24 protein-coding genes are annotated in these 23,525 nt (G+C 71.8%); 14 read left to right on the forward strand and 10 right to left on the reverse strand.

From position 1 onward, the window contains the following. From rhaS to OG858_RS42060, 8 genes are all read left to right on the forward strand, one after another. Positions 1–1,083, forward strand: a complete 1,083-nt coding sequence (gene rhaS / locus OG858_RS42025) for a rhamnose ABC transporter substrate-binding protein (RefSeq protein WP_086748315.1) — start codon at positions 1–3, stop codon at positions 1,081–1,083. Positions 1,084–1,134: 51 nt separating this feature from the next. Continuing rightward, the gene (locus tag OG858_RS42030) at positions 1,135–1,455 is read left to right on the forward strand and encodes an L-rhamnose mutarotase (protein WP_086748314.1); all 321 of its coding nucleotides are present in this window, start codon (positions 1,135–1,137) and stop codon (positions 1,453–1,455) included. 59 nt (positions 1,456–1,514) lie between these two features. Further along, positions 1,515–2,939, forward strand: a complete 1,425-nt coding sequence (locus OG858_RS42035; RefSeq protein WP_319065417.1) for a BNR repeat-containing protein — start codon at positions 1,515–1,517, stop codon at positions 2,937–2,939. 114 nt (positions 2,940–3,053) lie between these two features. After that, positions 3,054–4,079 (forward strand): LacI family DNA-binding transcriptional regulator, encoded by a 1,026-nt coding sequence (locus OG858_RS42040; protein ID WP_086751331.1) that lies wholly within the window; start codon positions 3,054–3,056, stop codon positions 4,077–4,079. Positions 4,080–4,225: 146 nt separating this feature from the next. Next, positions 4,226–5,527, forward strand: coding sequence for an alpha/beta fold hydrolase (locus OG858_RS42045; protein ID WP_328545265.1), 1,302 nt, complete (start codon positions 4,226–4,228; stop codon positions 5,525–5,527). A gap of 73 nt (positions 5,528–5,600) precedes the next feature. Continuing rightward, positions 5,601–6,344, forward strand: a complete 744-nt coding sequence (locus OG858_RS42050) for a PIG-L deacetylase family protein (RefSeq protein WP_319259920.1) — start codon at positions 5,601–5,603, stop codon at positions 6,342–6,344. After that, positions 6,341–6,856, forward strand: coding sequence for a GNAT family N-acetyltransferase (locus OG858_RS42055; protein WP_319321440.1), 516 nt, complete (start codon positions 6,341–6,343; stop codon positions 6,854–6,856). The genes OG858_RS42050 and OG858_RS42055 overlap by 4 nt, the downstream gene beginning before the upstream one ends. A 171-nt stretch (positions 6,857–7,027) precedes the next feature. After that, positions 7,028–7,867, forward strand: a complete 840-nt coding sequence (locus OG858_RS42060) for a pentapeptide repeat-containing protein (RefSeq protein WP_319321557.1) — start codon at positions 7,028–7,030, stop codon at positions 7,865–7,867. Here the strand turns inward: OG858_RS42060 and OG858_RS42065 are convergent. After that, positions 7,835–9,430, reverse strand: a complete 1,596-nt coding sequence (locus OG858_RS42065; protein WP_328543904.1) for a cytochrome P450 — start codon at positions 9,428–9,430, stop codon at positions 7,835–7,837. The two genes, OG858_RS42060 and OG858_RS42065, sit on opposite strands and share 33 nt — an antisense overlap. Positions 9,431–9,547: 117 nt before the next feature. Here OG858_RS42065 and OG858_RS42070 point away from each other — a divergent pair, with 117 nt between their 5' ends. Both OG858_RS42070 and OG858_RS42075 read left to right on the forward strand, forming a co-directional pair. Beyond that, positions 9,548–10,156: a TetR/AcrR family transcriptional regulator gene (locus OG858_RS42070; protein WP_319259929.1), complete on the forward strand. Its 609-nt coding sequence runs from the start codon at positions 9,548–9,550 to the stop codon at positions 10,154–10,156. Between the two features lie 106 nt (positions 10,157–10,262). Continuing rightward, positions 10,263–10,988: a DUF2470 domain-containing protein gene (locus OG858_RS42075; RefSeq protein WP_327725692.1), complete on the forward strand. Its 726-nt coding sequence runs from the start codon at positions 10,263–10,265 to the stop codon at positions 10,986–10,988. On the opposite strand, the gene OG858_RS42080 is transcribed toward OG858_RS42075, so the two are convergent. From OG858_RS42080 to OG858_RS42095, 4 genes are all read right to left on the reverse strand, one after another. Further along, a complete protein-coding gene (locus OG858_RS42080; RefSeq protein WP_319259935.1) occupies positions 10,956–12,221 on the reverse strand; it encodes a lactonase family protein in 1,266 nt (421 codons plus the stop codon). The two genes, OG858_RS42075 and OG858_RS42080, sit on opposite strands and share 33 nt — an antisense overlap. A gap of 134 nt (positions 12,222–12,355) precedes the next feature. Further along, positions 12,356–13,513, reverse strand: coding sequence for a hypothetical protein (locus OG858_RS42085; RefSeq protein WP_319320881.1), 1,158 nt, complete (start codon positions 13,511–13,513; stop codon positions 12,356–12,358). A gap of 53 nt (positions 13,514–13,566) precedes the next feature. Further along, positions 13,567–14,820, reverse strand: a complete 1,254-nt coding sequence (locus OG858_RS42090) for an aromatic acid exporter family protein (RefSeq protein ID WP_086751351.1) — start codon at positions 14,818–14,820, stop codon at positions 13,567–13,569. A 202-nt stretch (positions 14,821–15,022) separates the two neighbouring features. After that, on the reverse strand, positions 15,023–15,517 hold the full coding sequence (locus tag OG858_RS42095) for an FBP domain-containing protein (RefSeq protein WP_086751353.1): 495 nt from the start codon (positions 15,515–15,517) through the stop codon (positions 15,023–15,025). A gap of 386 nt (positions 15,518–15,903) precedes the next feature. Between OG858_RS42095 and OG858_RS42100 the strand changes: the two genes are divergently transcribed. Both OG858_RS42100 and OG858_RS42105 read left to right on the forward strand, forming a co-directional pair. Next, a complete protein-coding gene (locus OG858_RS42100; RefSeq protein ID WP_328545264.1) occupies positions 15,904–16,878 on the forward strand; it encodes a phosphotransferase family protein in 975 nt (324 codons plus the stop codon). A 150-nt stretch (positions 16,879–17,028) separates the two neighbouring features. Further along, positions 17,029–17,289 (forward strand): hypothetical protein, encoded by a 261-nt coding sequence (locus OG858_RS42105; protein WP_086752087.1) that lies wholly within the window; start codon positions 17,029–17,031, stop codon positions 17,287–17,289. A gap of 103 nt (positions 17,290–17,392) precedes the next feature. Here OG858_RS42105 and OG858_RS42110 read toward each other — a convergent pair whose 3' ends face one another. Then, complete coding sequence (locus OG858_RS42110; RefSeq protein WP_086752083.1) at positions 17,393–18,421, reverse strand: SDR family oxidoreductase; 1,029 nt, start codon at positions 18,419–18,421, stop codon at positions 17,393–17,395. A gap of 159 nt (positions 18,422–18,580) precedes the next feature. Here OG858_RS42110 and OG858_RS42115 point away from each other — a divergent pair, with 159 nt between their 5' ends. Then, positions 18,581–19,237, forward strand: a complete 657-nt coding sequence (locus tag OG858_RS42115; RefSeq protein ID WP_319065414.1) for a M15 family metallopeptidase — start codon at positions 18,581–18,583, stop codon at positions 19,235–19,237. Between the two features lie 281 nt (positions 19,238–19,518). On the opposite strand, the gene OG858_RS42120 is transcribed toward OG858_RS42115, so the two are convergent. Together OG858_RS42120 and OG858_RS42125 are read right to left on the reverse strand one after the other, a co-directional pair. Beyond that, positions 19,519–20,184, reverse strand: a complete 666-nt coding sequence (locus OG858_RS42120) for an HAD family hydrolase (protein ID WP_328543903.1) — start codon at positions 20,182–20,184, stop codon at positions 19,519–19,521. A 142-nt stretch (positions 20,185–20,326) separates the two neighbouring features. After that, the gene (locus OG858_RS42125) at positions 20,327–21,370 is read right to left on the reverse strand and encodes a PHP domain-containing protein (protein WP_319065412.1); all 1,044 of its coding nucleotides are present in this window, start codon (positions 21,368–21,370) and stop codon (positions 20,327–20,329) included. A 138-nt stretch (positions 21,371–21,508) separates the two neighbouring features. On the opposite strand from OG858_RS42125, the gene OG858_RS42130 reads away from it, so the two are divergent. After that, entirely contained in the window at positions 21,509–21,745 is a 237-nt protein-coding gene (locus OG858_RS42130) for a hypothetical protein (RefSeq protein WP_046706456.1), read from the forward strand. On the opposite strand, the gene OG858_RS42135 is transcribed toward OG858_RS42130, so the two are convergent. Together OG858_RS42135 and OG858_RS42140 are read right to left on the reverse strand one after the other, a co-directional pair. Continuing rightward, positions 21,726–22,406: a VanZ family protein gene (locus OG858_RS42135; protein WP_086747072.1), complete on the reverse strand. Its 681-nt coding sequence runs from the start codon at positions 22,404–22,406 to the stop codon at positions 21,726–21,728. The genes OG858_RS42130 and OG858_RS42135 overlap by 20 nt on opposite strands. Positions 22,407–22,706: 300 nt before the next feature. Next, the gene (locus OG858_RS42140) at positions 22,707–23,363 is read right to left on the reverse strand and encodes a DUF4230 domain-containing protein (protein ID WP_086747071.1); all 657 of its coding nucleotides are present in this window, start codon (positions 23,361–23,363) and stop codon (positions 22,707–22,709) included. Positions 23,364–23,525 lie beyond the last annotated feature (162 nt).

The following is a 23,525-nucleotide window of genomic DNA, read 5'->3' on the forward strand; positions in this document are numbered from 1 at the left end:
ATGCGCAGAGCAACCCTTCGTCGCTCCTGTGCGGCTCTCGCCGCCGTCACCTCCTTCGCCCTCGCCGTCACCGCCTGTGGCGGTACCACGAAGAGCGACGTCAAGGACGACTCCGCCTCCGCCGCGGCCACCGGCAAGGCCGACCCGAACGCCGAGCTGAAGAAGGGCCTGACCGTCGGCTTCCTGCCGAAGCAGGTCAACAACCCGTACTTCACCTCCGCCGACAAGGGCGGCGAGGCGGCCCTGAAGGAGCTGGGCTCCAGCTACAAGGAGGTCGGCCCGTCCAGCGCCACGGACACCTCCGGCCAGGTGAACTACGTCAACACGCTCACCCAGCAGCAGGTCGACGCCATGGCCGTCTCCGCGCAGGACCCGGGCGCCCTGTGCACCGCGCTCAAGCAGGCCATGAGCAACGACATCAAGGTCGTCACCTACGACTCCGACACCAAGCCGGAGTGCCGCAACGCCTTCGTCTCACAGGCCAGCGCCGAGGACCTGGGCCGCACCGAGGTCCAGCTGCTCGCCGAGCAGATCGGCTACAAGGGCGAGATCGCGGTCCTGTCCGCAGCGCAGACCGCGACCAACCAGAACACCTGGATCGAGTTCATGAAGGACGAACTCACCGACCCCAAGTACAAGGACATCAAGCTCGTCAAGGTCGCCTACGGTGACGACGACGCCCAGAAGTCCTTCCAGCAGACCCAGGGCCTCCTCCAGGAGTACCCGAACCTGAAGGGGATCATCTCCCCGACCACGGTCGGCATCAAGGCCGCCGCCCAGTACCTGTCGGGCTCCAAGTACAAGGGCAAGGTCAAGCTGACCGGCCTCGGCACCCCCAACGACATGCGCAAGTACGTCAAGGACGGCACCGTCGAGGGCTTCGAGCTGTGGGACCCGGCGAAGCTCGGCGAGCTGGCCGCCCGTACCGCGGTGGCGCTGGTCTCCGGCCAGATCACCGGCAAGGAGGGCGAGACCTTCACCGCCGGTGACATGGGCGAGTACACCATCGGCAAGGACGGCGTGATCAGCCTCGGCAAGCCGACCGTCTTCACCAAGGACAACATCGACAAGTTCAACTTCTGATCCGTCGAACCGGCGTCACAGCCACCCCCCTCACCCCAGGAGCGGTACCTCATGCAGCGCGTCTGCTTCCTCCTCAAGGTCCGTCAGGACCGGATCGACGAGTACCGCGAGCGGCACGCCGCCGTGTGGCCGGAGATGCTTAAGGCGCTCTCGGCCACCGGCTGGCACAACTACTCCCTCTTCCTGCGCGACGACGGCCTCCTCGTCGGCTATCTGGAGACCGAGGACTTCCAGGCAGCCCTCGCCGGCATGGAGGCCGCCGAGGTCAACGCCCGCTGGCAGAAGGAGATGGCGCCGTTCTTCGAGTCCCTCGACGGCGCCCGGCCCGATGAGGCCATGAAGCCTCTCACCGAGGTCTTCCACCTCGCCTGACCCCCCCAGGTCGCAGCACCCTCCCCCTCCCCATTTCGCTCGACAATGGAGTCCCCGAGATGAAGAGACGTACGCTGCTCGGCGCCGCACTCGCCGGCGCCGTCGTGAGCCCCGTCCTCGGCGCCGCCACCGCCCGCGCCGCCGACCCCGGCCCGTCCGTCAGCCAGACCGGCAACACGCTGCTCGACAGCCAGGCCATCTTCTTCGTGTCCTACGACGGCCTGGTCAACAACAACTCGTTCCAGAAGAACGGTCTGCTGACCTACAAGGGCTACCAGTACGCCGTCTGGTACACCGCCGACCGCAACGCCGTCGTCGGCCGCCGCGTCCTCGGCTCCAGCACCTGGTCCACCGTCAAGGTCGGCCACACACTGCGCTACAACGACTCCCACAACGTCATCTCCATGGGCGTCTCCAAGGTCGACGGCCGCCTCCACCTCAACATGGACTCGCACAGCGACGGCTTCACCTACGTCAAGTCGGTCGCCGGGCTCATGGACAACCCGGCCGGGCTCAGCTGGACCACGAGCCGCTTCGGCGCCCCACAGTCCACCCTCGACGGGCTGGCGCTCACCTCGCAGTTCACCTACCCGCAGTTCGTCTCGATGCCCGACGGCAAGCTCCAGCTGAGCTACCGCGTCGGCATCTCCGGCAACGGCCGCAACGCCATCGCCGAGTACAACGGCACCTCCTGGACCAACCTCGGCGAGTGGACCAGCTCCACCGGCACGTACACCAGCGAGCACGGCTCCAGCTCCGTCCGCAACATGTACCTGCACGGCATCGACTACGACAAGAACGGGCGCCTGCACTCCTTCTTCACCTGGCGCGAGCAGAACGGCGCCGTGATGTGCAACGGCGGCGGCATCACCAACCACGACACCGGCTACGTCTTCTCGGACGACCGGGGCCGCACCTGGCGCAACAACGCGGGCACGGTCGTCGGCACCACCGGCGGTTCCGACAAGGTCGCCGTCACCGACGCCGGACTGGTGATCGACGCGCTGAACCCGGACCACTCCCTGATGAACCAGGAGAGCCAGTTCACCGACTCGGCCGGCCGCCCGCACGCGATCATCAGCTACGTCCCCGGCCGCTTCGGTCAGTGCACGACGAACTACGTCACCAACCGCACCGCGAACGGCCGCGCCTTCCACGTCCGCAAGAACTCCTCCGGCACCTGGCAGAAGACCGAGATCCCGGTCGCGCTCGGCTCCAGCCAGCGCACCAAGCTGGCCCTCGACAAGTACAACAACGCGTACGCGATCCTGCCCTTCGGCCGGATATGGGGCGCCTCCGCGGCCTCCGGCTACACCGACTGGAAGTCGCTGTTCGACCCCAGCGCCCTCAACGCCTTCGGCGAGGTCGTGATCGACGAGACCCGCATCGCCCAGGACAATGTCCTGTCCGTGATGTACCAGGTGAAGTCCAGCGGTACGACACCGTCGGCGCTCCGCGTCGTCGACTTCGCCCTGCCCGCCTGATCCAACGCACCAGGGCAACGTTTCTGCCGCCCGACCGGGCCGTTCTTGTGGTGGTCCCGAAGGTAATGTGAACGTAAGCCCGCCGCTCCGTATTTTCCTGGAGGTCCTCGTCCGATGTCGCAGCCGGTGGGTATCAAGGACGTCGCCGCAGCCGCCGGAGTCTCCGTCGGCACCGTTTCCAACGTCATCAACCGGCCGGACTCGGTGGCCTCCGGGACCCGAGCCCGTGTGCTGGCCGCGATCGACCGCCTCGGTTACGTCCGCAGCGAGTCGGCGCGCCAGCTGCGGGCCGGGCGGAGCCGGATCATGGGGCTGCTCGTGCTCGACATGGGCAACCCCTTCTTCGTCGACGTCGCGCGCGGTGCGGAGCGGGCCGCGCGCGACGCCGGACTCGGCGTGATGGTCTGCAACAGCGCACAGAGCGCCGGAGAGGAGTCCGAGTACCTCTCGCTCTTCGCCGAACAACGGGTGCGCGGTGTCCTGCTCACCCCCGCCGACGCGACGGGACGCAACATCGAGGCGTTCCGCCGCCACGGCATCCCCTTCGTCCTCGTCGACCGGGTCGCCGAGGGCACCACCGAGTGCTCGGTCTCCGTCGACGACGTCGCGGGCGGCGCCCTCGCCGTCCGGCATCTGGTCGACGCGGGCCACCGTTCCATCGCGTACGTCAGCGGACCGGCGGGCCTCAACCAGGTCCGCGACCGCCGTACGGGTGCCCTGAACGCCCTGCGCGAGGCGGGACTCGGCGCCGACGCCCTGCGCGAGCTGCCCACCGAGCGCCTCGACGTGGCCGCCGGCCGGGACGCCGGTGCCCGCCTCCTCGGCCTCGCCGACCGCCCCACCGCCGTCTTCTGCGCCAACGACCTGCTCGCCCTCGGCGTGCTCCAGGCCATGTACGCGGCCGGTGTGAGCGTCCCCGACGACCTCGCCATCGTCGGCTACGACGACATCGAGTTCGCTGCCGCGGCCGCCGTCCCCCTCACCTCCGTACGGCAGCCCGCCGTCACCATGGGCGCCCTCGCCGCCGAACTCCTCCTGGAGGAGACCGAGGCCGAGACCGCGCTCATCCGGCACGAGCACCGGAGGGTCGTCCTCCAGCCCGAGCTGGTGGTGCGTCGCTCCAGCCTCTCGGCACGCTGAGCGCCGCTTCGGCGACCGCGCACCGACGGCGGCCGACGTACTGATCCCCGGTTCAGCGAGAATTTCTTGATCCACGGGGTCGGCCGGGCGGAGAATCTGTGCTGGACTGGACCAAGGCCTGGAATCCGTCCGCTCAGGGAGCCCTGTTGTCCGTCAGCTACCGGCAGCCCGGTGTCGTCCTCACCGACCGCCGTTTCACCGTCCCCCTCGACCACGACCACCCGGCGGGGGAGCGGATCGACCTCTACGCGCGCGAGGTCGTCGCGAGCGACAGGGCGGACGCCGAACTGCCCTGGCTGGTCTATCTGCAGGGCGGCCCCGGCTTCGGGGCGAACCGCTTCGTCGGCCGTGAGGCCTGGCTGTGCCGGGCCCTGGAGGACTACCGGGTCCTGCTGCTGGACCAGCGCGGCACGGGTGCCTCGACCCCCGCCAACCGCCAGACCCTGCCGATGCGCGGCGGCCCCGCCGAACAGGCCGACTATCTCGCCCACTTCCGCGCCGACTCCATCGTCCGCGACTGTGAGGCCATCCGGCCCGAGGTCACCGGCGGCGCCCCCTGGGCCGTCCTCGGCCAGAGCTTCGGCGGCTTCTGCGCGGTCACCTACCTGTCCCAGGCCCCCGAGGGTCTGAGCACCGTCCTCATCACCGGCGGACTGCCCTCCCTCGACGCGAGCGCCGAGGACGTCTACCGGGCGGCCTACCCGCGTGTGGAGCGCAAGGTCGCCGCGCACTACGCCCGTTACCCGCAGGACGTCGAGCGGGCCCGCCGGATCGCCGACCACCTGCTCCAGCACGACGTCGTCCTGCCGAACGGCTACCGGTTCACCGTCGAGGCGTTCCAGTCCCTCGGCATCCTCCTCGGCCGCGGCGACGGCAGCCACCGGCTGCACTTCCTGCTGGAGGACGCCTTCGTCCACACCCCGCAGGGCCCCGCCCTTGCCGACTCCTTCCAGGAGGAGGTCCAGGGCCTGCTGTCGTACGCGGGCCATCCGCTGTACGCGCTCCTCCACGAGGCGTGCTACGGCCAGGACGCGGGCCCCACGAGCTGGGCGGCGGAGCGGGTGCGCCACAGCCTGCCGCAGTTCGACGCCGCCAAGACGCTGACCGGCGACGGCCCGGTGCTCTTCACGGGCGAGTCCGTGCACCCCTGGATGTTCGACAACGATCCCGCCCTGCGCCCGCTGCGCGACACCGCGGAGGTGCTGGCCGAGGACCGGGGCCGGCCGCCCCTCTACGATCCTGACCGACTCGCCGTGAACGAGGTCCCGGTCGCGGCCGCGGTCTACCACGACGACATGTACGTCGACACGGACCACTCCCTGCGGACCGCCCGCGCCGTACGGGGTCTGCGCACCTGGGTCACGGACGAGTTCGAGCACGATGGCGTACGGGCCGGTGGACCACGGGTGCTGGACCGGCTGCTGGCACTGACCCGGGACGAGGCGTGAGCGACGGCGGGTGAGCCGGGTGGTGCCGGCCTGATCCTGCCCGGTTGTCAGTGACGCGGGTTACTGTGCGCCCATGACGGACCCTCAGAAGGACCAGCTCAAGCCCATGCCCGACGACTGGCGGCGTGCCCTCGCCGTCGTGGCGCACCCGGACGACCTCGAGTACGGCTGCTCGGCGGCGATCGCCGCGTGGACCGACGGGGGCCGCGAGGTCGTGTATGTCCTGGCGACGCGTGGCGAGGCCGGTATCGACACCCTGGAGCCCGCCCGGTGCGGCCCGTTGCGTGAGAGGGAGCAGCGGGCCAGCGCGGCCGTCGTGGGTGTGTCGGAGGTCGAGTTCCTGGACCACGAGGACGGCGTCATCGAGTACGGGCCCGCCCTGCGCCGGGACATCGCGGCCGCCATCCGCCGGCACCGCCCCGAACTGGTCATCACCCTCAACCACCGCGACACCTGGGGCGGGGTCGCCTGGAACACCCCCGACCACGTGGCGGTGGGCCGCGCCACCCTGGACGCCGCCGGCGACGCGGGGAACCGCTGGATCTTCCCCGAGCTCGTCGAACAGGGCCTGGAACCCTGGGACGGCGTCCGCTGGGTCGCCGTCGCCAGTTCCTCCCACCCCACCCACGCGGTGGACGCCACCCCAGGCCTCGACCGTGCGGTCGCCTCCCTCCTGGAACACCGCAGCTACATCGAAGTGCTGACGAAGGAGGACCCCGAGACGTACGTGCGCGACTTCCTCACCGGCCATGCCCGGACCACGGGGGAGCGGTTCGGCGGCAGGCCGGCCGTTGCCTTCGAGGTGTTTCCCCGGTGACGGGAACGGGAGTCGAGAGCGGGGTGCGCCTGGAGCCCTGGTCCGCGGACGACCTCTGGCTTCTCCGGCGCCTCAACACCCCAGGGATGACCGAGCACGTGGGCGGCCCGGAGACCGAGGAACAACTCACCGCCCGGCACCGCCGCTACCTCGACGTGGAGGCCGGGCGGATGCACCGGGTCGTGCTGGCCGGCACCGGCGAGACCGTCGGCTCGATCGGCTACTGGGAGCGCGACCGGCAGAGCGAGACGGTGTGGGAGACCGGATGGGGGGTGCTGCCCGAGTTCCAGCGCCGGGGGCTGGCCGTACTGGCCGCCCGTGAGGTCATCGCGGTGGCGCGGGACGCGAACACCCACCGCCATCTCCACGCGCTGCCCCGCGTGGAGAACGCCGCGTCGAACGCGGTGTGTCGCAGGGCGGGATTCACGCTGCTCGGCGAGGTCTCCGCGGAGTACCCGAAGGGCCACTGGAGCAAGTCGAACGACTGGCGGTGGGATCTGAAGCAGGACTGAGCGCGGGGGCCCGGGTGGCGAGGGCGTGGCCGGCTCCGGCCCTGCTCGGGGCGGACGCAGACGATCACGGCGGTGTGGTGGTGGGCGCTGTCGGCGGCGGGGCGGGTGGGCCGGTGGTGCACCCCTCTGCAGCCGAAAGATCATCGGTGAGTTGTCGTTAGGGTGAGCCATATGGAACAAGGATCCGGTGAAGCTCTCGACCTGCATGACCTGCGCGGTCTGCGCGCGGACTGCGGCAGCTGCTTCGGCCTGTGCTGTGTCGCCCTGCCCTTCGCCGCCTCGGCCGACTTCGCCGTCGACAAGGCCGCGGGCAAGGCGTGCGGCAACCTCAGGGACGACTTCCGGTGCGGTATCCACACCCGGCTCAGGGACGAGGGCTTCAACGGCTGTACGGTCTACGACTGCTTCGGCGCCGGGCAGAAGGTCTCCCAGGTCACCTTCGGGGGCGAGAACTGGCGTACGGGCGGCCGCGAGCACGCCCGGCGGATGTTCGACGTCTTCCCGGTCGTACGCCAACTCCACGAACTGCTGTGGTACTTGACCGAGGCGCTGACCCTCCCCGCCGCCCGCCCGGTGCACACCGATCTCCGCCGCGCACTGGACGAGACCGAGCGGCTGACCGGAGGGACGGCCGAGGAACTGGGGGAGCTTGACGTCGCCGCGCACCGGCAGCGCGTCAACGAACTGCTGCTGAGGGTCAGTGACCTCGTGCGAGCGGGCGCCGGGCGCAAGCGGAACCGGCGCGGCGCCGACCTCATGGGTGCCCGCCTCAAGGGCGCCGACCTCAGACAGGCCAACCTCCGCGGCGCCTACCTCATCGCCGCCGACCTGACCGGGGCCGACCTGCGCGGCGCGGACCTGATCGGCGCCGACCTCCGCGACACCGATCTCACCGACGCGGACCTGACCGGCGCCTTCTTCCTGACCCAGCCCCAGCTCAACGCGGCACGCGGCAGCGCCGGGACACGGCTGCCGACGTCAGTCACCCGCCCCGGTCACTGGACAGCGTGAGGGCGACGACGGGGACGAGGGCGACGACGGGGACGAGGGCGACGACGGGGACGAGGGCGACGGGAACGACGGGAACGACGACGGTACCTGCGGAGTACCCGGCCCCGCGCCCACCCGCCGCTCCACAGTGAGTCGCAGCCCGTCCGGCATCAGGGTCAGCCGCTCCGCCACCCGCAGCCGGTACGCCGGCTGCGGCCTCAGCTCGTACCGGCGCAGCAGCAGCCCCAGCACCAGCGTGGCCTCGTGGAGCGCGAACTGGCGGCCGATGCAGGCCCGCGCACCCGTGCCGAACGGCTTGAACGTGTGCGGGGCCCGGCCGCGTACCGCCGCCGCGTCGAACCGATCCGGGTCGAACCGCTCGGCGTCCGCGCCCCAGACCTCCGGGTCCCGGTGCAGCATCGCCGTCAGCACCAGCGCCCAGGCGCCCCGCCGCATCGGATGGACCCCGCCCAGCACGGTGTCCTCGCGGGCCTCCCGTGAGAAGGCCGGTGCCGTCGGCCACAGCCGCAGCGCCTCGTCCAGCACCCGGCGCACATACCGCAGCCTGGCCACCTGCTCGTAGCCGGGCCGCACGGCGCTGCCCCACACCTGGTCCACCTCGGCGCGGGCGCGGGCGGCCAGGTCCGGATACCGGGCGAGGTAGTGCAGGGCGAAGGAGAGGGCGCCCGAGGTGGTCTCGTGCCCGGCGACCAGGAAGGTGATGACCTGCCGCCGGACGTTCTCGGCGGACAGCCGCTCCCCGCTCTGCGGATGCACGGTCTCCAGCATCCGGTCGAGCAGGTCACCGTCACCGCCACTCCGGCCGCCGCCACCGGAAGACCGCCGTGCCCGCACCACCGCGTCGACCGTCTCGTTCAGGTACGCCATGTCCGCCCGGTTCTGGCGGGCGGCACCCCGCAGCAGCAGCGGGACCAGCGGGTCGGGGACGACGTTGCGGCGCTGTGCGTAGGTGAGGGTGCCGACCATGGCGGCGACGAAGGGGTGCGGCCGGGCGCGCTCGAAGGAGCCGAAGTCGTGGCCGAAGCCGGTGCGCGCGATGGTCTCCAGCGTCAGCTTGGTCATGTCGCCGGGCACGTCCACGGAGTCGCCCGCCGCGCCCGCCCGGTCCCAGTGCTCCGTCAGCCGTTCGGCGACGTCGAGCATCATCGGGTGGTAGCCGGCCATGGCCTCCCGGCTGAAGCCGGGGGCGAGGACGTCGTGCGCGAGTTGCCAGTTCGGCTCGTGGTTGTACGCCGTGAAGAGCCCGTCCCCGGCCACCGGCCGCAGATTGGCGACCCCCAGACCCACATGCTTGGCGAACCGCGACTCGTCCGCCATCTCGGCGGCGAGCCCCGCGCCCCCGACGAACACGATCTCCTTGCCGAACGCCTTCCGCCGGAAGATCGGCCCGAGCCGCCGCCCGAGGCGCAGGGACTCCTGGATCGGCGTACGCACGTTCGTGCCGAGCGCGTCGCCGACGAGGGGGAGCCGGTACGGCGGGTGCGGTATTCGGCTCAGCTCGGGCCAGCCCAGCTCCGCGCTGCGGAAACCCTTGACTGCCGTGGCCCCTGTCGTCGCCGTCATGACCACATCTCCCTCGCGCGCACGCCGTGCCGAGGCCGCCGCCCGCTGTTGTACTCGGGTTCAATAGCGGGGTCAGTCTCGTCCCGTTGTTGAACCCACGTCAAGTAAGGTGACGGCATGGCAGCCAGGCAGGGAGAGCGCCCGCGTCGCCGACTCAGCACCGAGGAGCGCAGGGAGCAGCTCCTCGCGGTCGGGGCCCGGCTCTTCTCGGAGAGCCCGTACGACGACGTGTGGATCGAGCAGGTGGCGGAGATCGCCGGCGTCTCCCGTGGGCTGCTCTACCACTACTTCCCGAACAAGCGCGTCTTCTTCGCGGCCGTCGTGGAGCGCGAGAGCGAGCGGATGCTGCGGATCATGACGCCCGCCCCGGGCCGGTCGGCGCGCGAGCGGCTCGCCAACGGGCTCGACGCGTTCCTCCGTCACGTCGAGGAGCACGCCCACGGCTTCCGGGCCTTCCATCGCGCCGACGCCACCGGCGACCAGGCCGTGCGCAAGGTCTACCAGCGGGCGCTGGCCCTGCAGGAGGCGCAGATCCTGGCGGCGCTGGCGTCGGACGCCGAGTTCGGGGCGGTGCTCGACGGGCGACCGGAGATGCGGCTCGCCGTGCGCGGGTGGCTGTCGTTCACGACGGCCGTGTGCCTGGAGTGGCTGAGGGGTTCGGAGCTGTCCCGCGAGCAGGTGCGGGACCTGTGTGCGCGGGCGCTTTTCGGGGTCCTCGCCACGTGAGTCGGTTCGCCCCGGCGAGCGGAAAGTCCACGGATCGGCCGATGGTGGTTGGCGTACGCCCCGATCTTCGATAGGTTAGGCAAGGCTTACCTAAGGGAGGTTTGGGATGGGTGACCGTCACACCTGGACGGCCGCGCCCGCCGCGGCGGAGCGTGCCCGCTCGGTGCTCGCGGCGGCGTGGTCCTGCGCGGTGACCGCCGAGGGCGGCCGCGAGGAGTTCGTCGGCGCGCACACCGTCACCGAGGACGGCCGGGTGATCCTGTGCGTCCCCGAGGACAGCACGCTCGTCGCCGCCGCGATCTGCGCGCCGCGCGGCGAGCCGTCAGCCGTGCTGGAGTTCGCCGACGTGGCACCCGTCCCCGTGCGCAACCGTATCCGGGCCCGGCTGTGGATCGCCGGCTGGTTCGCGCCCAAGGACGGCGACCTGGAGTTCCGGCCCACCCGCATCGTGCTGCGCGAGCCGTCCGGCGCGGTGGTGGTCGACCTCGACGAGTTCGCCGCCGCCGAACCGGATCCGCTGGCCACGGCCGAGTCCCGGCTGCTGACCCACCTCGCCGACGCGCACCCCGACGCGGTCGAGCGCCTCACCCGGCTCGTCCCGCACGACAGCCTGCACGGCGCCGTACGCGTCCAGCCGCTCGCCGTCGACCGCCACGGCCTGACCCTGCGCATCGAGCGGGCCCGCGGCAACGGCGACGTACGCCTGACGTTCCACAGGCCCGCCGACGACATGGCGCAGCTCACCGAGCGGATGCACATCCTGCTCTCCCGGGCGAGCGCCGCGTCCTGCCCGCGCACCCTACAGCGGCAGCGCACAGACGGCGACGGGTGACGCGAACGGCGCGCCCGCGCTCCGCAGTCCACCGGTCTCGGCGTCGACCCGGAAGACACTGACCGCGCTCGACCGCTGCAGCGCGGCGAACAGCAGGCCTCCGTCCGGCGAGAGGGCGATCTGGCGGGGGAAGTCCCCGCCGACCGGCACGGTGTCGAGGAGCCTCAGCCGTGCGCCGTCCGCCTCGACCGCGTAGCGCGTCAGGCTGTCGTGTCCCCGGTTGGCGAGATAGGCGTACGAGCCGTCCGGCGTCACGACCAGTTGCGCCGGGTAGTTCGTGCCCGAACCCGTGCCCGTCGACTGCGGATCACCGGGGGTGAGCCGGCCGCTGCCGGGATCGTAGGCGCAGACCACGACCGTGTTGTCGGCCTCGTTGGCGAGATAGGCGTACCGGCCCCCGGGATGGAAGGTGAGGTGCCGCGGCCCCGCACCCGACCGGGTGCGCGCCCGCGAGACCTCCGTGAGCGTGCCCCGGGACTCGTCCAGGCGGTAGGTGTACACCGTGTCCGTGCCCAGGTCGACGGCTAGGACGTGACCACCGTCCGGGCTCGTGATCACCTGGTGCGCGTGCGGCCCGTTCTGCCCCGGACCGGGCGCCGGGCTGCTGTGCACCACGAGATCGGTGCGCTCGCCCAGCGCACCCGAGTCCTCGACGGGGTGCACGGCGACACTGCCCGAGCCGTAGTTCGCGCTCAGCAGCCATCGCCCACCCGGGTGCACCGACAGCTGGCAGGGTGCCTCGCCGCCACTGCTCCGGGTGCCGAGGATCCTGCGGTCGGACAGCCGTACGGCGGTCACCCCGCCCTGCGTGCGCTCGTTCACGGCGTACAGCGTCCGGCCGTCCGGGTGTACGGCGAGGTACGACGGGTCGGCGACACCGGTGATGGTCCCCTTGCCGGTGATACGGCCGCTCCGGGAGTCGTACGTCGCCACGCCGATGCCGGTGCCGCCGCCCTCGACCGAGGTGTACGTGCCGATGTAGAGCGGCTGAGGGCCGGTGCGGGTGGGCGTGGGGGAGGGCGAGGCGGCCGCGGACGCGGTTCCCGCCCCGGCCTCCGCCTCCGCGGAGGGAGCCGTCGGGGCGTTCGGCGCGGGGGAGGACGACGTGGGACCGGCCGTCCCGTCGGAGCCCGCGCAACCGGCCAGGGTGGCCGGTACGGCCGCTCCCGCCAGTAGCCCCAGGACGCGGCGCCTGCTCCAGCCGCCTCGGTCCCCTGCCGCCTCACTCGTCATTCGTGCACCTCGGGTGTCGCTCGTCTCGGCCGTCACCACCTTGACGGGTACGAGCGCCTCCGCGCAAAGGCGACGGCGGGCGACGCGCGCCATGCGACGCCCGCCGTCGCCATCGCGTCGGCCGTGGGGACCGGCTACCAGTCGCCGTCCTGGACCGGCTTGCCCGGTGCGTCACCGAGCGGCTGGATCTGGCCGGGGGCGGGTGCCTGCCACGGGTCGAGGTCGTCACCGAGCCAGTCGCCGACGGGCTTCACCGTGCCGAGGTCGTCGGCCGGGTCGAGGTCGTGGCCGTCCTGGTCGTAGTAGTCGAACCAGGGGAGCCCGGCCCGCGTGTAGGCAGCGCGGTCCACGGGTGACGGCGGCGGGGCCTCCCCGGTGATCCGGCGCCACTCGGGCGGCGTGACAAGGTGCACGAAGATCCGCCCGGCCGGCGTCTCGGCCCAGCTGCCGCGCGGCCAGGTGTCCCGGTAGACCTCCTGGCGCATCGATCCGCCGACACCGAGGCCCATCGCGGCCGGTGCCCGGGGCGGAGCGGCGGGAGCGCCGCGCATCGGGGCCGCGCCCGGAGCGGCCGCCCCGTACGGGGCAGCGGGAGGCATCGGCCCGCCACCCGGTGGAGGCGGCATGAACCCGCTGGACGGGGGCGGCGCAGGTGCGGCACCCGGCGGTGGCATCGGGACCGTGCCCGTGCCGCCGAAGACGTCGTAGGCACCGAGTTGTCGCAAGCCTCGCTCCCGCTCGCCGCGCAGCCGCTCCTCCTCCCGCCACCCGGCGAGCTGCTCGTCGTTCAGCGGGAACGACTGCAGCTGGACCCCGCCGAACACCTCCTCGCCGGTGACCTGGCCCTCGACCGTGGCGCCGAGCCCGAGCGGGACGGCCACGAACTGCCTGACCGTCCCCTTGCCGGAGTTGATGCCGTCAAGCCACGGCTGCCGCGGCAGCACCACGTAGTTCTGCGGATCGCGGGCGAGCGCACCACTCCACGGCTTGCCCGACACCGCGCACACCTTGCCGACGCCGACCTGGAGCGCGGCCGGTTCCGTGGAGCCGCCGAAGTGCAGCCACATCGCCTCGCGCAGATACACGGGGAGCATCACACCGCCGCGCGCCCGCATCTCCGCCGACGCGGTCTGCGGGTGGTCCTCGACCCGCCGGATCGGGAAGTCACCCAGGCCGGGCGGCAGTTGGTGGGTGCCCGTCTCCGGCAGGCGCAGGGTGCGCTTGAAGCGCACCTGCACACCGCCCGGCAGGCGCAGAGCGGTCCCGTCGATCCGCACGGTGCCTTCGGCCATTCCGTACGCTCCCTTCGATATCGCGTGCTGCCCCGTCACTTGGCAGGACGTCACTAAGTACGTCCGGCGAGGCCGGACCGGTTCCGCCGAAGGAAGCGCGGGATGCGCACGCGGTCGCGCAGGCGTGTGAGCCGGGGCGAGCGCTCGCGCTGTTCGCGGGTGCAGCGGTCGAGCTCCTCAAGGAGCCGCTGGGAGCGGTGCTCGGTGTCCAGCTCGTCCAGTATGCGGTTGACCTCCGTCAGTACGGCACCGTGCAGCTGCCACTGACGGGCGTCCCGCTGGATCTCTTCGAGGAGCAGCTGGGCCAGCTTGTCGCGGGTCGCGGTGGCCGTCGACAGCTCGGCGGTGAGCCGGGCCTCCGCGGACTCGGCGCTGCGGCTGATGTCGGTCGTGACCAGCACGGCGAAGCTGACCACGGCGTCGCCGATCTCGGCGAGCAACCGTTCGACGGCCGCCCCCACCTGGGCGGAGAACAGCGGATTGGGCTCCCGCTCCCGGGCGAGGTCGGTCAGGGTGCGGGCCAGCACCCGCAGGACCACCGTGCAGATCTCCAGCGTGTCCAGCCCGGTGCGCAGCACGACCCGGTGCAGCAGGCCCTCCCGTACGCGCGGATTGAGCTTCAGGCTGTCCTCGGCCTGCTTGAGGGCCGCGTCCACCTCGACGATGTCGAAGTCGAGTTCCCGGGCCTCGTGGAGCCGGGCCGCCGCGGCCTCCGCCGGGGTGCGGCCCGCAGCCTCCTCGCCGACCCGGATCATCAGCCGCCGCATCCGCCGGGCCAGGTCCTCGATGGACTCGCCGGCCGCCTCCACCCACACCGGGGGAGCGAGCAGCAGGTTGAAGGCGAGCCCGACCACCGCGCCGATCAGCGTCTCCAGGACCCGCGCCCACGCCGTGTCGCCGACCCTGGTCACCCCGAGCACCAGCATCGCGCTGATCGCCACCTCGGGCACGAACTCGCTCACCCGCACCAGATGTCCCACCGCGAGCGAGGCCAGGATGATCAGGGCGAGGCTCCACCAGGTCAGGCCGACCAGGACGCTGAAGCCGATGGCGATGACGACGCCTGCGACCACCGAGTTCACCCGCCGGATACCCGTGGTGAGTGTGGAGTAGAGGGTCACCTGCACGACTAGGAGCGCGGTCAGCGGAGCCGTCAGGGGCGCCGTTTCCGGGCTGAGCTGCAGTGCCACCACATAGGCCACCGTGGCGGCTGCCGCCGACCGCACCGACTGCACGATCACCGGGTCCTGCCGCCACTTCGCGACCCGAGTGCCGATCGCGCCCCACACACCACGTACGTCTCGCATCCTTGCGCTGTTCCCCTTCCGCCGCTCCACCGAACTCCTGACCGAGGACAGTAGTCACCTGGGTGATCGCACCGGGAGCCGGGAGCCGGGAGCCGGGAGCCGGAGAGGCCAGGGTCCCTGCGCGGGGTTCGCTTCCGGGGAGTGGCGGGTCCGCCGGGCGGCGCGGACGCCGGACCGGGAGCGGGAGCGGGAGCGGGCGGAGTCAGTCGTACAACTTCTGCAGGAACGCGGACAGATTGCCCACCGTCCGGGCTATCTGCTCCTCCGTCGTGAGGCTCTCCTCGAACCGGCTCCCCGTGTCGAGCGCCTTCCTGCCCCGCACATACAGCGAACACGCCAGGTCGGCACACATGTACAGCCCTACGGAGTTCGCCTCGCGCCCGGCCGCGCCCGCCTTCCGAGCCGTCATCAACGAGACTCCGCCGCCTCGGTGGGTCGTCAGACACAACGAGCACATGCTCCGATGCAGAAAGCCGCGCTGCGCGGACGGAAAACGCAAGGTGACGCCGACCGGCCGACCTGCCCGCTCGGTCACGAGGTAGCTCCGGTCGGGCGCGCCCGGGTCCCGCCAGCCGAGGAAGTCCAGATGCTCCCAAGGGCGTTGTTCCAGGTCACGAGGGAGGGAGATCCGCTTCGCCTCGCCCTTGGAGCAGTTGACGAAGGAGCTGCGGATGTCCTGCTCGGTGAGTGGCTTCATGGGGGTTCCTCCAGGGGCGGCGATCGGACATAACCTAGGAGTACTAGGTTTTCGCCTAAGGTACTCGCCTCCCTGGGAGGGAGCCAATGGATATTCGCGTCGGGGCTACTCCGCCCACACGCTCGGTCGGGACCCCACACGCTCGTCGGTGGCCACGCACCGGGTGTGAGCACCCCCGTCGCGTAGGCGCGGGCCACCAGTCCTCGCCCGGATCCAGCCGAGCGGAAACCCCGGCGCGGACTCCGGACAGTGGCTGGACGATCTCATCGCCTCCGGCCGCTATGCGGAGGACGTCTGCACGGCGGGATGACGAGGGTTCAGCCGTGCGGGCCCACCTGGCAGAGTGGGCCCGCACGGCTGTGTCCGACGCGACGAGGGAGACCGGAGTGGACGACGGGGAGCGGGCGCGGCTCTTCCTGGCGGCGGCGGGTCTGGCGCCAGAGAGGCTCGCCGAGCGGCAGCCGCTCGGCGGCGGCACGTACAACACCGTCGAGGAACTGCGCCTCACCGACGGCACCCGGCTGATTCTCAAGATCCCTCCGCCGTCCACCACCCCCGGCCTGGCCTACGAGAGCGAACTCCTCGGCGCCGAGGCCGAGTTCTGCCGGGCAGCCGGGACCGTCGGCGTCCCCGCGCCACGGGTGGCCGGAGCCGCCCTCGACGAGACCGCCCCGACCGGCCGCCACATCCTGCTCACCCACTGCCCGGGTGGCGGATGGGACGGTCTTGAGCCCGTTCAGGAGGCCGTGCTGCGGCGGGAGCTGGGCGGTCTGGTGGCCCGGCTCCACGAGGTGACCGGCCCCGGCTTCGGCTACCCGTCCGGCACGTTCGGCCCCCTCACCGCCGACTGGCGCACCGCCTTCACCGCCATCTACGACGGCGTGCTCGCCGACGCCCGCCGCTTCCGGGCCTGGCTGCCCCTGCCCGCGGACGAGGTGGCGCGTACGGCGAAGGCCGCCTACGACGCCCTCGACGAGGTGACCGTGCCGCGTCTGGTCCACTTCGACCTGTGGCAGGGCAACATCCTCGTCGAGCGCGGGGAGTCGCCGCGCGTCGGTGGCCTGATCGACGGTGAGCGCATGTTCTGGGGCGACCCGGTCGCGGACTTCGTCTCGCTGTCACTACTGGGAGACATCCGGCAGGACACCGACTTCCTGAGGGGTTATCAGGAGGCGGGCGGAAGCATCGAGTTCACTCCGTCGGTCCGCCGACGCTATGCCCTCTACCGCAGCTACCTCTACCTGATCATGCTGGTCGAGGTGGTGCCACGCGCCCTGGACGACGAGCAGGTCGCGTGGCGGCGGGAAGCGGTTGCGCCACAGCTGACGGCGGCGCTGGCGGAGCTGCGCGACCGTTCCTGACGGGCCGCACCCTGTTCGCGGAGCACCCGTCCGGGCCGGGCATGGTCCGAGCCGCACGGAACACAACCGGTCCGGGCCGCGCGGTGGACCCGGTTTGAGTCGATCAGACCGAGGTACCCGCGTCCGGTGCACGACAGGAAGGAGCACGCCGTGACCGATCATCGGCTGGAGGGTCCCGGCGAGCACGGGGACCCCGTACCGAGGGACATGCCCGATCAGCAGGCGAACGAGGCCGAGGACCCTTGGGACGTGGCCCCGACGCGCGCCACCGGCGACGAGCAGGACGCGGACGCGGCCGACGAAGCCACCGACGTGCCCGACACGGACGAGGCCGGTACCGGCCGACAGGGCGCGACGCGGTCGGGTGCCGTCAACCCGGAGCAGCCCGTGCCCGACGAGCCGTCCGGCTGACCGCCGGCCCTTCCTCGCTGGGCGTCCGCGAAGACTCGGCGCCTCCCCGGTGGGACCCGGGGAGGCGCTGTCATGCCGGCTCCGAGGGGCGAGATGGGCGTACTCAGCCGACCTTCCGCCCCCGAAGCGGTTCCGTTTCGGCGCCGGCCCCTTGCCGCAGCCCCTCCAGGAACTCCTCCAGCACCTCCACCGCCGTACGCTCCGGTTGCCAGCCCAGCTCGTCGCGGGCTTTCGAGGAGTCCATCAGCGGCAGCCGCAGGACCGCGTCGAAGAGGTGCGGTGAGGCGGGCAGCAGCCGCAGGTTCCACGCGGCGGCGACCGCCGAGCGGGCCGCGACCCGGGGCAGCTTCACCGCACGGGAACCCAGCACCTCGCTGAGCAGCGCGGCGTCCACGGGTGACTCCGCCGCGAGGTTGAAGGCGCCGTGGACGTCGGAGTGCAGCGCCAGCCGGTATGCCTGAGCGGCGTCGTCGGTGTGCAGCGTCTGCACCCTCAGCCCGGGGATGTCGGGCAGGAACGGCAGCAGCTCCGGCCGGGCCAGCGGCCCCGGCAGGAATCGCCCGCCGAAGATACGGCGCTGCTCGCTCGCCGACTCCCGCTTGAACAGGAACGCGGGCCGCATCCGCACCACCCGCACCCCGGGGTGCTCGTGCTCGAAGGAGTCCAGGGCGCGCTCCAGATACGCCTTCTCCCGGCAGTACGCGGCGTCCGGCCAGCCGTGTGTGGGCCACGACTCGTCGACCGCGTGGTCCTTCGGCCCCGGTGAGTACGCGCCGACCGACGAGGCGTGCACCAGCGTCGGGACCTTGGCCGCCGCCACCGCCTCGAAGACCCGGATGCTGCCCAGCACATTGGTCCGCCAGGTTGCGGCCGGGTCGTGCGTCGGCTGGAACGCCCAGGCGAGATGGACGACCGCTTCCGCCCCCTCGAACTCCTTGACCAGATCGGCCTGCTCGGACCCCACGTCCACGGCCGACCAGTCCGTCTTCGCGGGCGCCCACCCGGGGACCCGACGGGCCAGCCCCCGTATCTCGCCGACCCGCGCGTCCTCCGCGAGCAGACGCACCAGACTCGTCCCCACATTGCCGGTGGCGCCAGTGACCACGATCCTGCCGCCGGATTCTCCGTTCACCGCTGACTCCTCTCGCGCGCTTCGTTCCTCCAGGGCCGCCCACGAGTACCCGGACCCCGCGGATGCACGCGGTCGCATCCGGACACTCCGCGGGGAGGGCCCGGCCACCGTCCGGGCCCTCCCCGCGGGAACCGGCCGGCCCCACGAGATGATCAGCTCATGACCGAGATCATCCTGATGTCCGACCCGAAGGTGGCGGCCGTACCCGTCCACGACTCCGACGAGCCGCTCGTCGACGTACGCCGGGCCGGCCCCCTGCTGGTCGACGAGCGCAAGGCCGACGCCACGGGCGCCTACGCCCAGCTGCGCGCGGGCGTGCTCGACCGGCTGGTCGAGGCTCAGTCACTGCTGCCGGACGGGCTGCGCCTGCTCTTCGTCGAGGGCTACCGCCCGCCGTCCCTGCAGCGCGAGTACTTCGAGGAGTACGCGGCCGAGCAGCGCGCCCTGCACCCCGACTGGCCCGCCGACCGTATCCGCACGGCGGCCAGCCGCTATGTCTCCCCGCCCGAGATAGCCCCGCACTCCGCGGGCGCGGCCGTGGACCTGACCCTCGTCGACGCCGACGGCCGTGAACTGGACTTCGGTACGCGGGTCAACGCCGACCCGGAGGAGAGCGCCGGCGCCTGCTACACGGGGGCGGACGGCATCTCCGCCGAGGCCCGCGCCCACCGGGAGACGCTCGGAGCCGCCCTCACCGCGGCCGGCCTGGTCAACTACCCCACCGAGTGGTGGCACTGGTCGTACGGCGACCGTTACTGGGCCCTGATGACGGGCGCGCCGGGGGCGCTGTACGGGCCGCGGGAATTCGACGCCTGAGCGCGTCCGAAAAGGGAGAAGCCCCGACCGGGACGGGGGAATCACGGTCGGGGCGGTCTGTGTGTGGGCGCGGACGGCGGTCGCCTCTCGGCGAAAGGCTCCACAGGGCTTCAGCCGAACGATCGTCCCTGTGGGCAAAAGGTGAGGCCCGGGGACACTGTCCCGTCCGCACCCACGGTTGGCTCAACGGGAAAGTACCAGGGGGTGTTCCTTCCCTATCCGGACATTGCCGGTGATCTGCATCACGTTGTGCAAGGTCGCCCACAGCGGCTGTCACCAGGTCATTCCTCCCGACCGAGCGGACTCTCCTCCAGTGCGGCCAGCAGATGGGCCGGATTCCGGAACACCGCCTCCGCGCCGGCCGCCTCCAGCTCGGGCCGTGGGATACCGCCGCAGAGCACCGCCACGCAGCGCACCCCCGCCCGGACGCCCGCCCGCATGTCCCAGACCGTGTCCCCGACGAACACCGACCGCTCGGCCTCAGCCCCGGCCAGCTCCAGGGCCTGCACCACCGGGTCAGGCGCCGGCTTCCCCTCGGCCACGTCGTCGGCGCTCGCCGTCGCCACGATGGCGTCGTCGGCCCCGATCGCCCGCCGCAACGCGGCCAGCTCCGCCCCGCTCGCCGAGGTCGCCAGCACCACGCTCCAGCCCTGCCCGTCGAGCCGCCGCAACAGCCGCCCGGCGTCCGGCAATGCGGGCAGCCGTTCGAAGTACGTCCCGTACAACGCCTTGTGCGCCGCGCTCAGCGCGTCCTTCTCCTCCGGGTCGCGCTCCTCACCCAGCAGATACGTGATCAGATCCCCGGACGGCAGCCCCACCGCCCGATGCACGTCATGCATGGCCACCTGATGCCCACCCTGCCGAAACGCCTCCCACCAGGCGACGACATGCAGGTGATTACTGTCGACAAGGGTTCCGTCGACATCGAAAACAGCGGCCCTACCCATGGCTCACCTTTCCGGAGACTTCGACACACGCGCCCTTCAGGGGCGCGGGGCTGTATCCAAATGCGGCTCCCCCGCGTGGGCGCGACAAGCCACGACGCACCCGCACGCGCCGAACCGAACCCACCGAACCCCCCCCGAGCACTCAGGCACTCGGCACCCCCTCCGGAACCTCCCGATCCCGAGCCCACCCGAGAACCTCCTCCACCCCCCACGTGGTCACCACCCGTTCCGCCGGCACCCCGCACTCCTCCGCCCGAGCACACCCGTACGCCTGCCAGGTCAACTGCCCCGGCGCATGCGCGTCCGTGTCGACCGAGAACAACACCCCCGCCTCCACGGCCCCCCGCACCAACCGCCGGGGCGGATCCAGCCGCTCCGGCCGGGAGTTGATCTCCACGGCCGTACCCGTCTCCGCGCACGCCGCGAACACCGCCTCCGCGTCGAACTCCGACTCGGGCCGCTCCCGCCCGGTCACCAGCCGCCCCGTGCAGTGCCCCAGCACGTCGGAGTGCGGGTCACGGACGGCGGCGACCATCCGCCGGGTCATCGCACGCGCGTCCATCCGCAGCTTGGAGTGCACGGACACCACCACCACGTCGAGCCGTTCCAGCAGCTCGGGCTCCTGGTCCAGCGAACCGTCGTCGAGGATGTCGCACTCGATGCCGGTGAGCAGCCGGAACGGGGCCCACGTCTCGTTCAGCGCGGCCACCACGTCGAGCTGCTCCCGCAGCCGCTCCGGGGACAGGCCGCGGGCGACGGTCAGCCGGGGGGAGTGGTCGGTGAGCACGGTCCATTCGTGGCCGAGGCGCGCGGCGGTCCGGCCCATCTCCTCGATGGGGCTGCCGCCGTCCGACCAGTCGGAGTGCACATGGCAGTCGCCCCGGATCAGCCTCAACAGCTCCGCACCCGCGCCCTCGCCCGTCGGCGGGGCCTCGGTCCCCTGTTCCAGCTGCCGCAGATAGCCGGGCACCTCCCCGGCCAGCGCCTCGCGCACCACCTGCGCGGTCTTCGGCCCGACGCCCTTCAGCGACTCCAGCGACCCGGTGGTCGCCCGTTCGGCCACCTCGTCCGCCGGGAGTGCGCCGAGCACGGCGGAGGCCGTACGGAACGCACGTACGCGATAGGTGGGGGCCCGGTCCCGCTCCAGCAGGAATGCGATCCGGTCCAGGGCCTCGACGGGATCCATGGCACCTCCAGCCTCCGGCTTCCAGCGTCGCGCAGCCCCCGGGTACCCGCACGGCGGCCGTACGATCACGGGCGGCCGGACTCACCCGCCCGGACGCCGTCCGGTCACCGACCGCCGGAACCGCTCTACGCTCTAGACATGACCGAAAGCGCGAGCCCCTACATTTCCCATCCCCGGGTCCTGGTGCTCGGGGTGCAGCCCGGTACGCCGCCGTTCCGGATCGTGGAGATCGACGGCCAGGTGGTCGGCGAGGCGAAGACGTTGACGGACGTGCTGCGGGCCGCGGCGGCCTACGGGGTCGTCGTCCACGACCTCGACGACCCCGACCAGGTCCGCTGGGTGGGCGGCGACAAATTCACTTGGACGCGGCACTAGCCTTCTTGCCCCGGCCGAAGCGCAGCCGCTGTGCCCAGCCGCCGCGCGGTGCCTTCGGTCGGCCCGGCGCCTTCCGCTGCGCCGGAGCCTTGCGCTGGGTCGGTGCCTTGCGCTCGGCCGGTGCGGCCTTCGGCTCGCGCGGGACTCGGGCGTGCACCGCCCGGCCGAGCCGCCGGCCCAGCAGCAGATAGCCCAGCAGCGCGCCCGTCGTGTTGAGGATGACGTCGTCGATGTCGAACGCGCGTCCGGTGACGAGCGCGCCCTGCACCAGCTCGACCAGCAGCATCATCAACGCGGTCAGCGCGGGCACGCGCAGCAGGCCGCGTGCCCCGGGCGCCAGCACCGGCAGCAGGATCCCGAACGGCACGCCCAGCAGGATGTTCCCGCCGACCTGCTTGATCGCGTCCCGCGGGTCGGGGTGGTGCCAGTAGAGCTTCAGGGAGCTGCCGGGGTGGAGGTTGCTGTGGGTGAGCGCCTCCGACGCCGGGGACGGCTGGAGGGTGAGCCCGGCCAGCACCACGCCGAAGGCCACCATGGCCATGAAGGCCAGTGCCATCGCCAGCAGCCGCAGGGGCAGTGGGAGTGGTCGTCGAACGTCCGCGGCCGCCGGGGGGCGGCGGCCGGAGGCTGTGGAACGGGAACTTGACGTGGTGCCGGCCATGCGACCCTCCCGATTTCAACTTCCCTCTGTCACAAGGTGGCTACCCCCGAAGCGGCCCACGATTCCCGTCCGGACGACCCTTGCGGGAAGTCGTCCGCCGGGTTTCGCGGGTTTCCCCTCGCCCTCCCCGGGCACTCCGGGGTGCGAGTGACAGGGGCCCGCTCCCGTTCGAGGGGTGCCGGAGAGGCGCCCGGGAGCGCGGGACGTGGGAGGGCGCGGACGTGCGGAGGCGGCGGATGAGCCGACGTGCGTCGCGCTCTCCCCGAACCCGGGGAGAGCGCGGGTGCTCGTCAGGACCCGTCAGGACCCGTACGTCACCTTTACCTCCTTGAAGCCGAGGGATGTCAGCAGTCCTTCGAGCATGTCGGTGGTGTTGGCCTCGGCACGGTCCGTGAGCTTGCTGTCCTTCGCGGCGTCGCCGATGTGCTTGACGGCGAGGCGCTGCACGGCCTGTTCGCCGTTGGGGTTGTCGGAGAACACGTCGCCGAGGCGGTCGAGCAGCCCGCGCTGCTTGGACACGGCGTAGGAGTGCTCGGTGTCGAGGGCCGGCTTGCCGAGCTGTGCGTGCGGGAGGTTGATGGTGGCCGACGTGCGGTCCTCGTCGACCTTCACGTCGTTGTCGCCGACCTTGCCGAGGTCGACATAGGCGTCGACGGTGCCCGCACCGACGTACAGCGTGCGGGTGCCGCGGATCGCGTCCGGCAGGTACTTGGCGTCCTTCTCCAGGTCGACGACGACCTGGAAGTTGCCCGAGGCGGCGTCGTAACGGCTCATGTCCTGGATGGACTTCAGGAGTGTGGGCCCCGAGCGGTCGTGCTCCTCGGTGCCGAACACGTCCTCCAGCCCCCCGAAGACCAGCATCCTCAGCGCGGCCAGCAGCACCACGATGAGGACGACCGCAGCGGTGAGCAGTTTGGCCCAGCCGGGCAGACGCGTGCGCTTGATGGACGTCGTCATGTCGACGGTCCTCCTTCCTCTTTCAACGAATGCCCGCAAAGGCCCGGGGGGAACGCCGAGTTGGTGATTGTCCGCACTTCGCCGTAGACCGGGGGTGCGGCCCGTCCGGGCCGCCGTACCGCATCGGCGTACGCCGGGCGGCCAGTAGCATGAGCCGCGCAG

It is taken from the genome of Streptomyces europaeiscabiei, from assembly GCF_036346855.1.
Lineage (GTDB): Bacteria > Actinomycetota > Actinomycetes > Streptomycetales > Streptomycetaceae > Streptomyces > Streptomyces europaeiscabiei.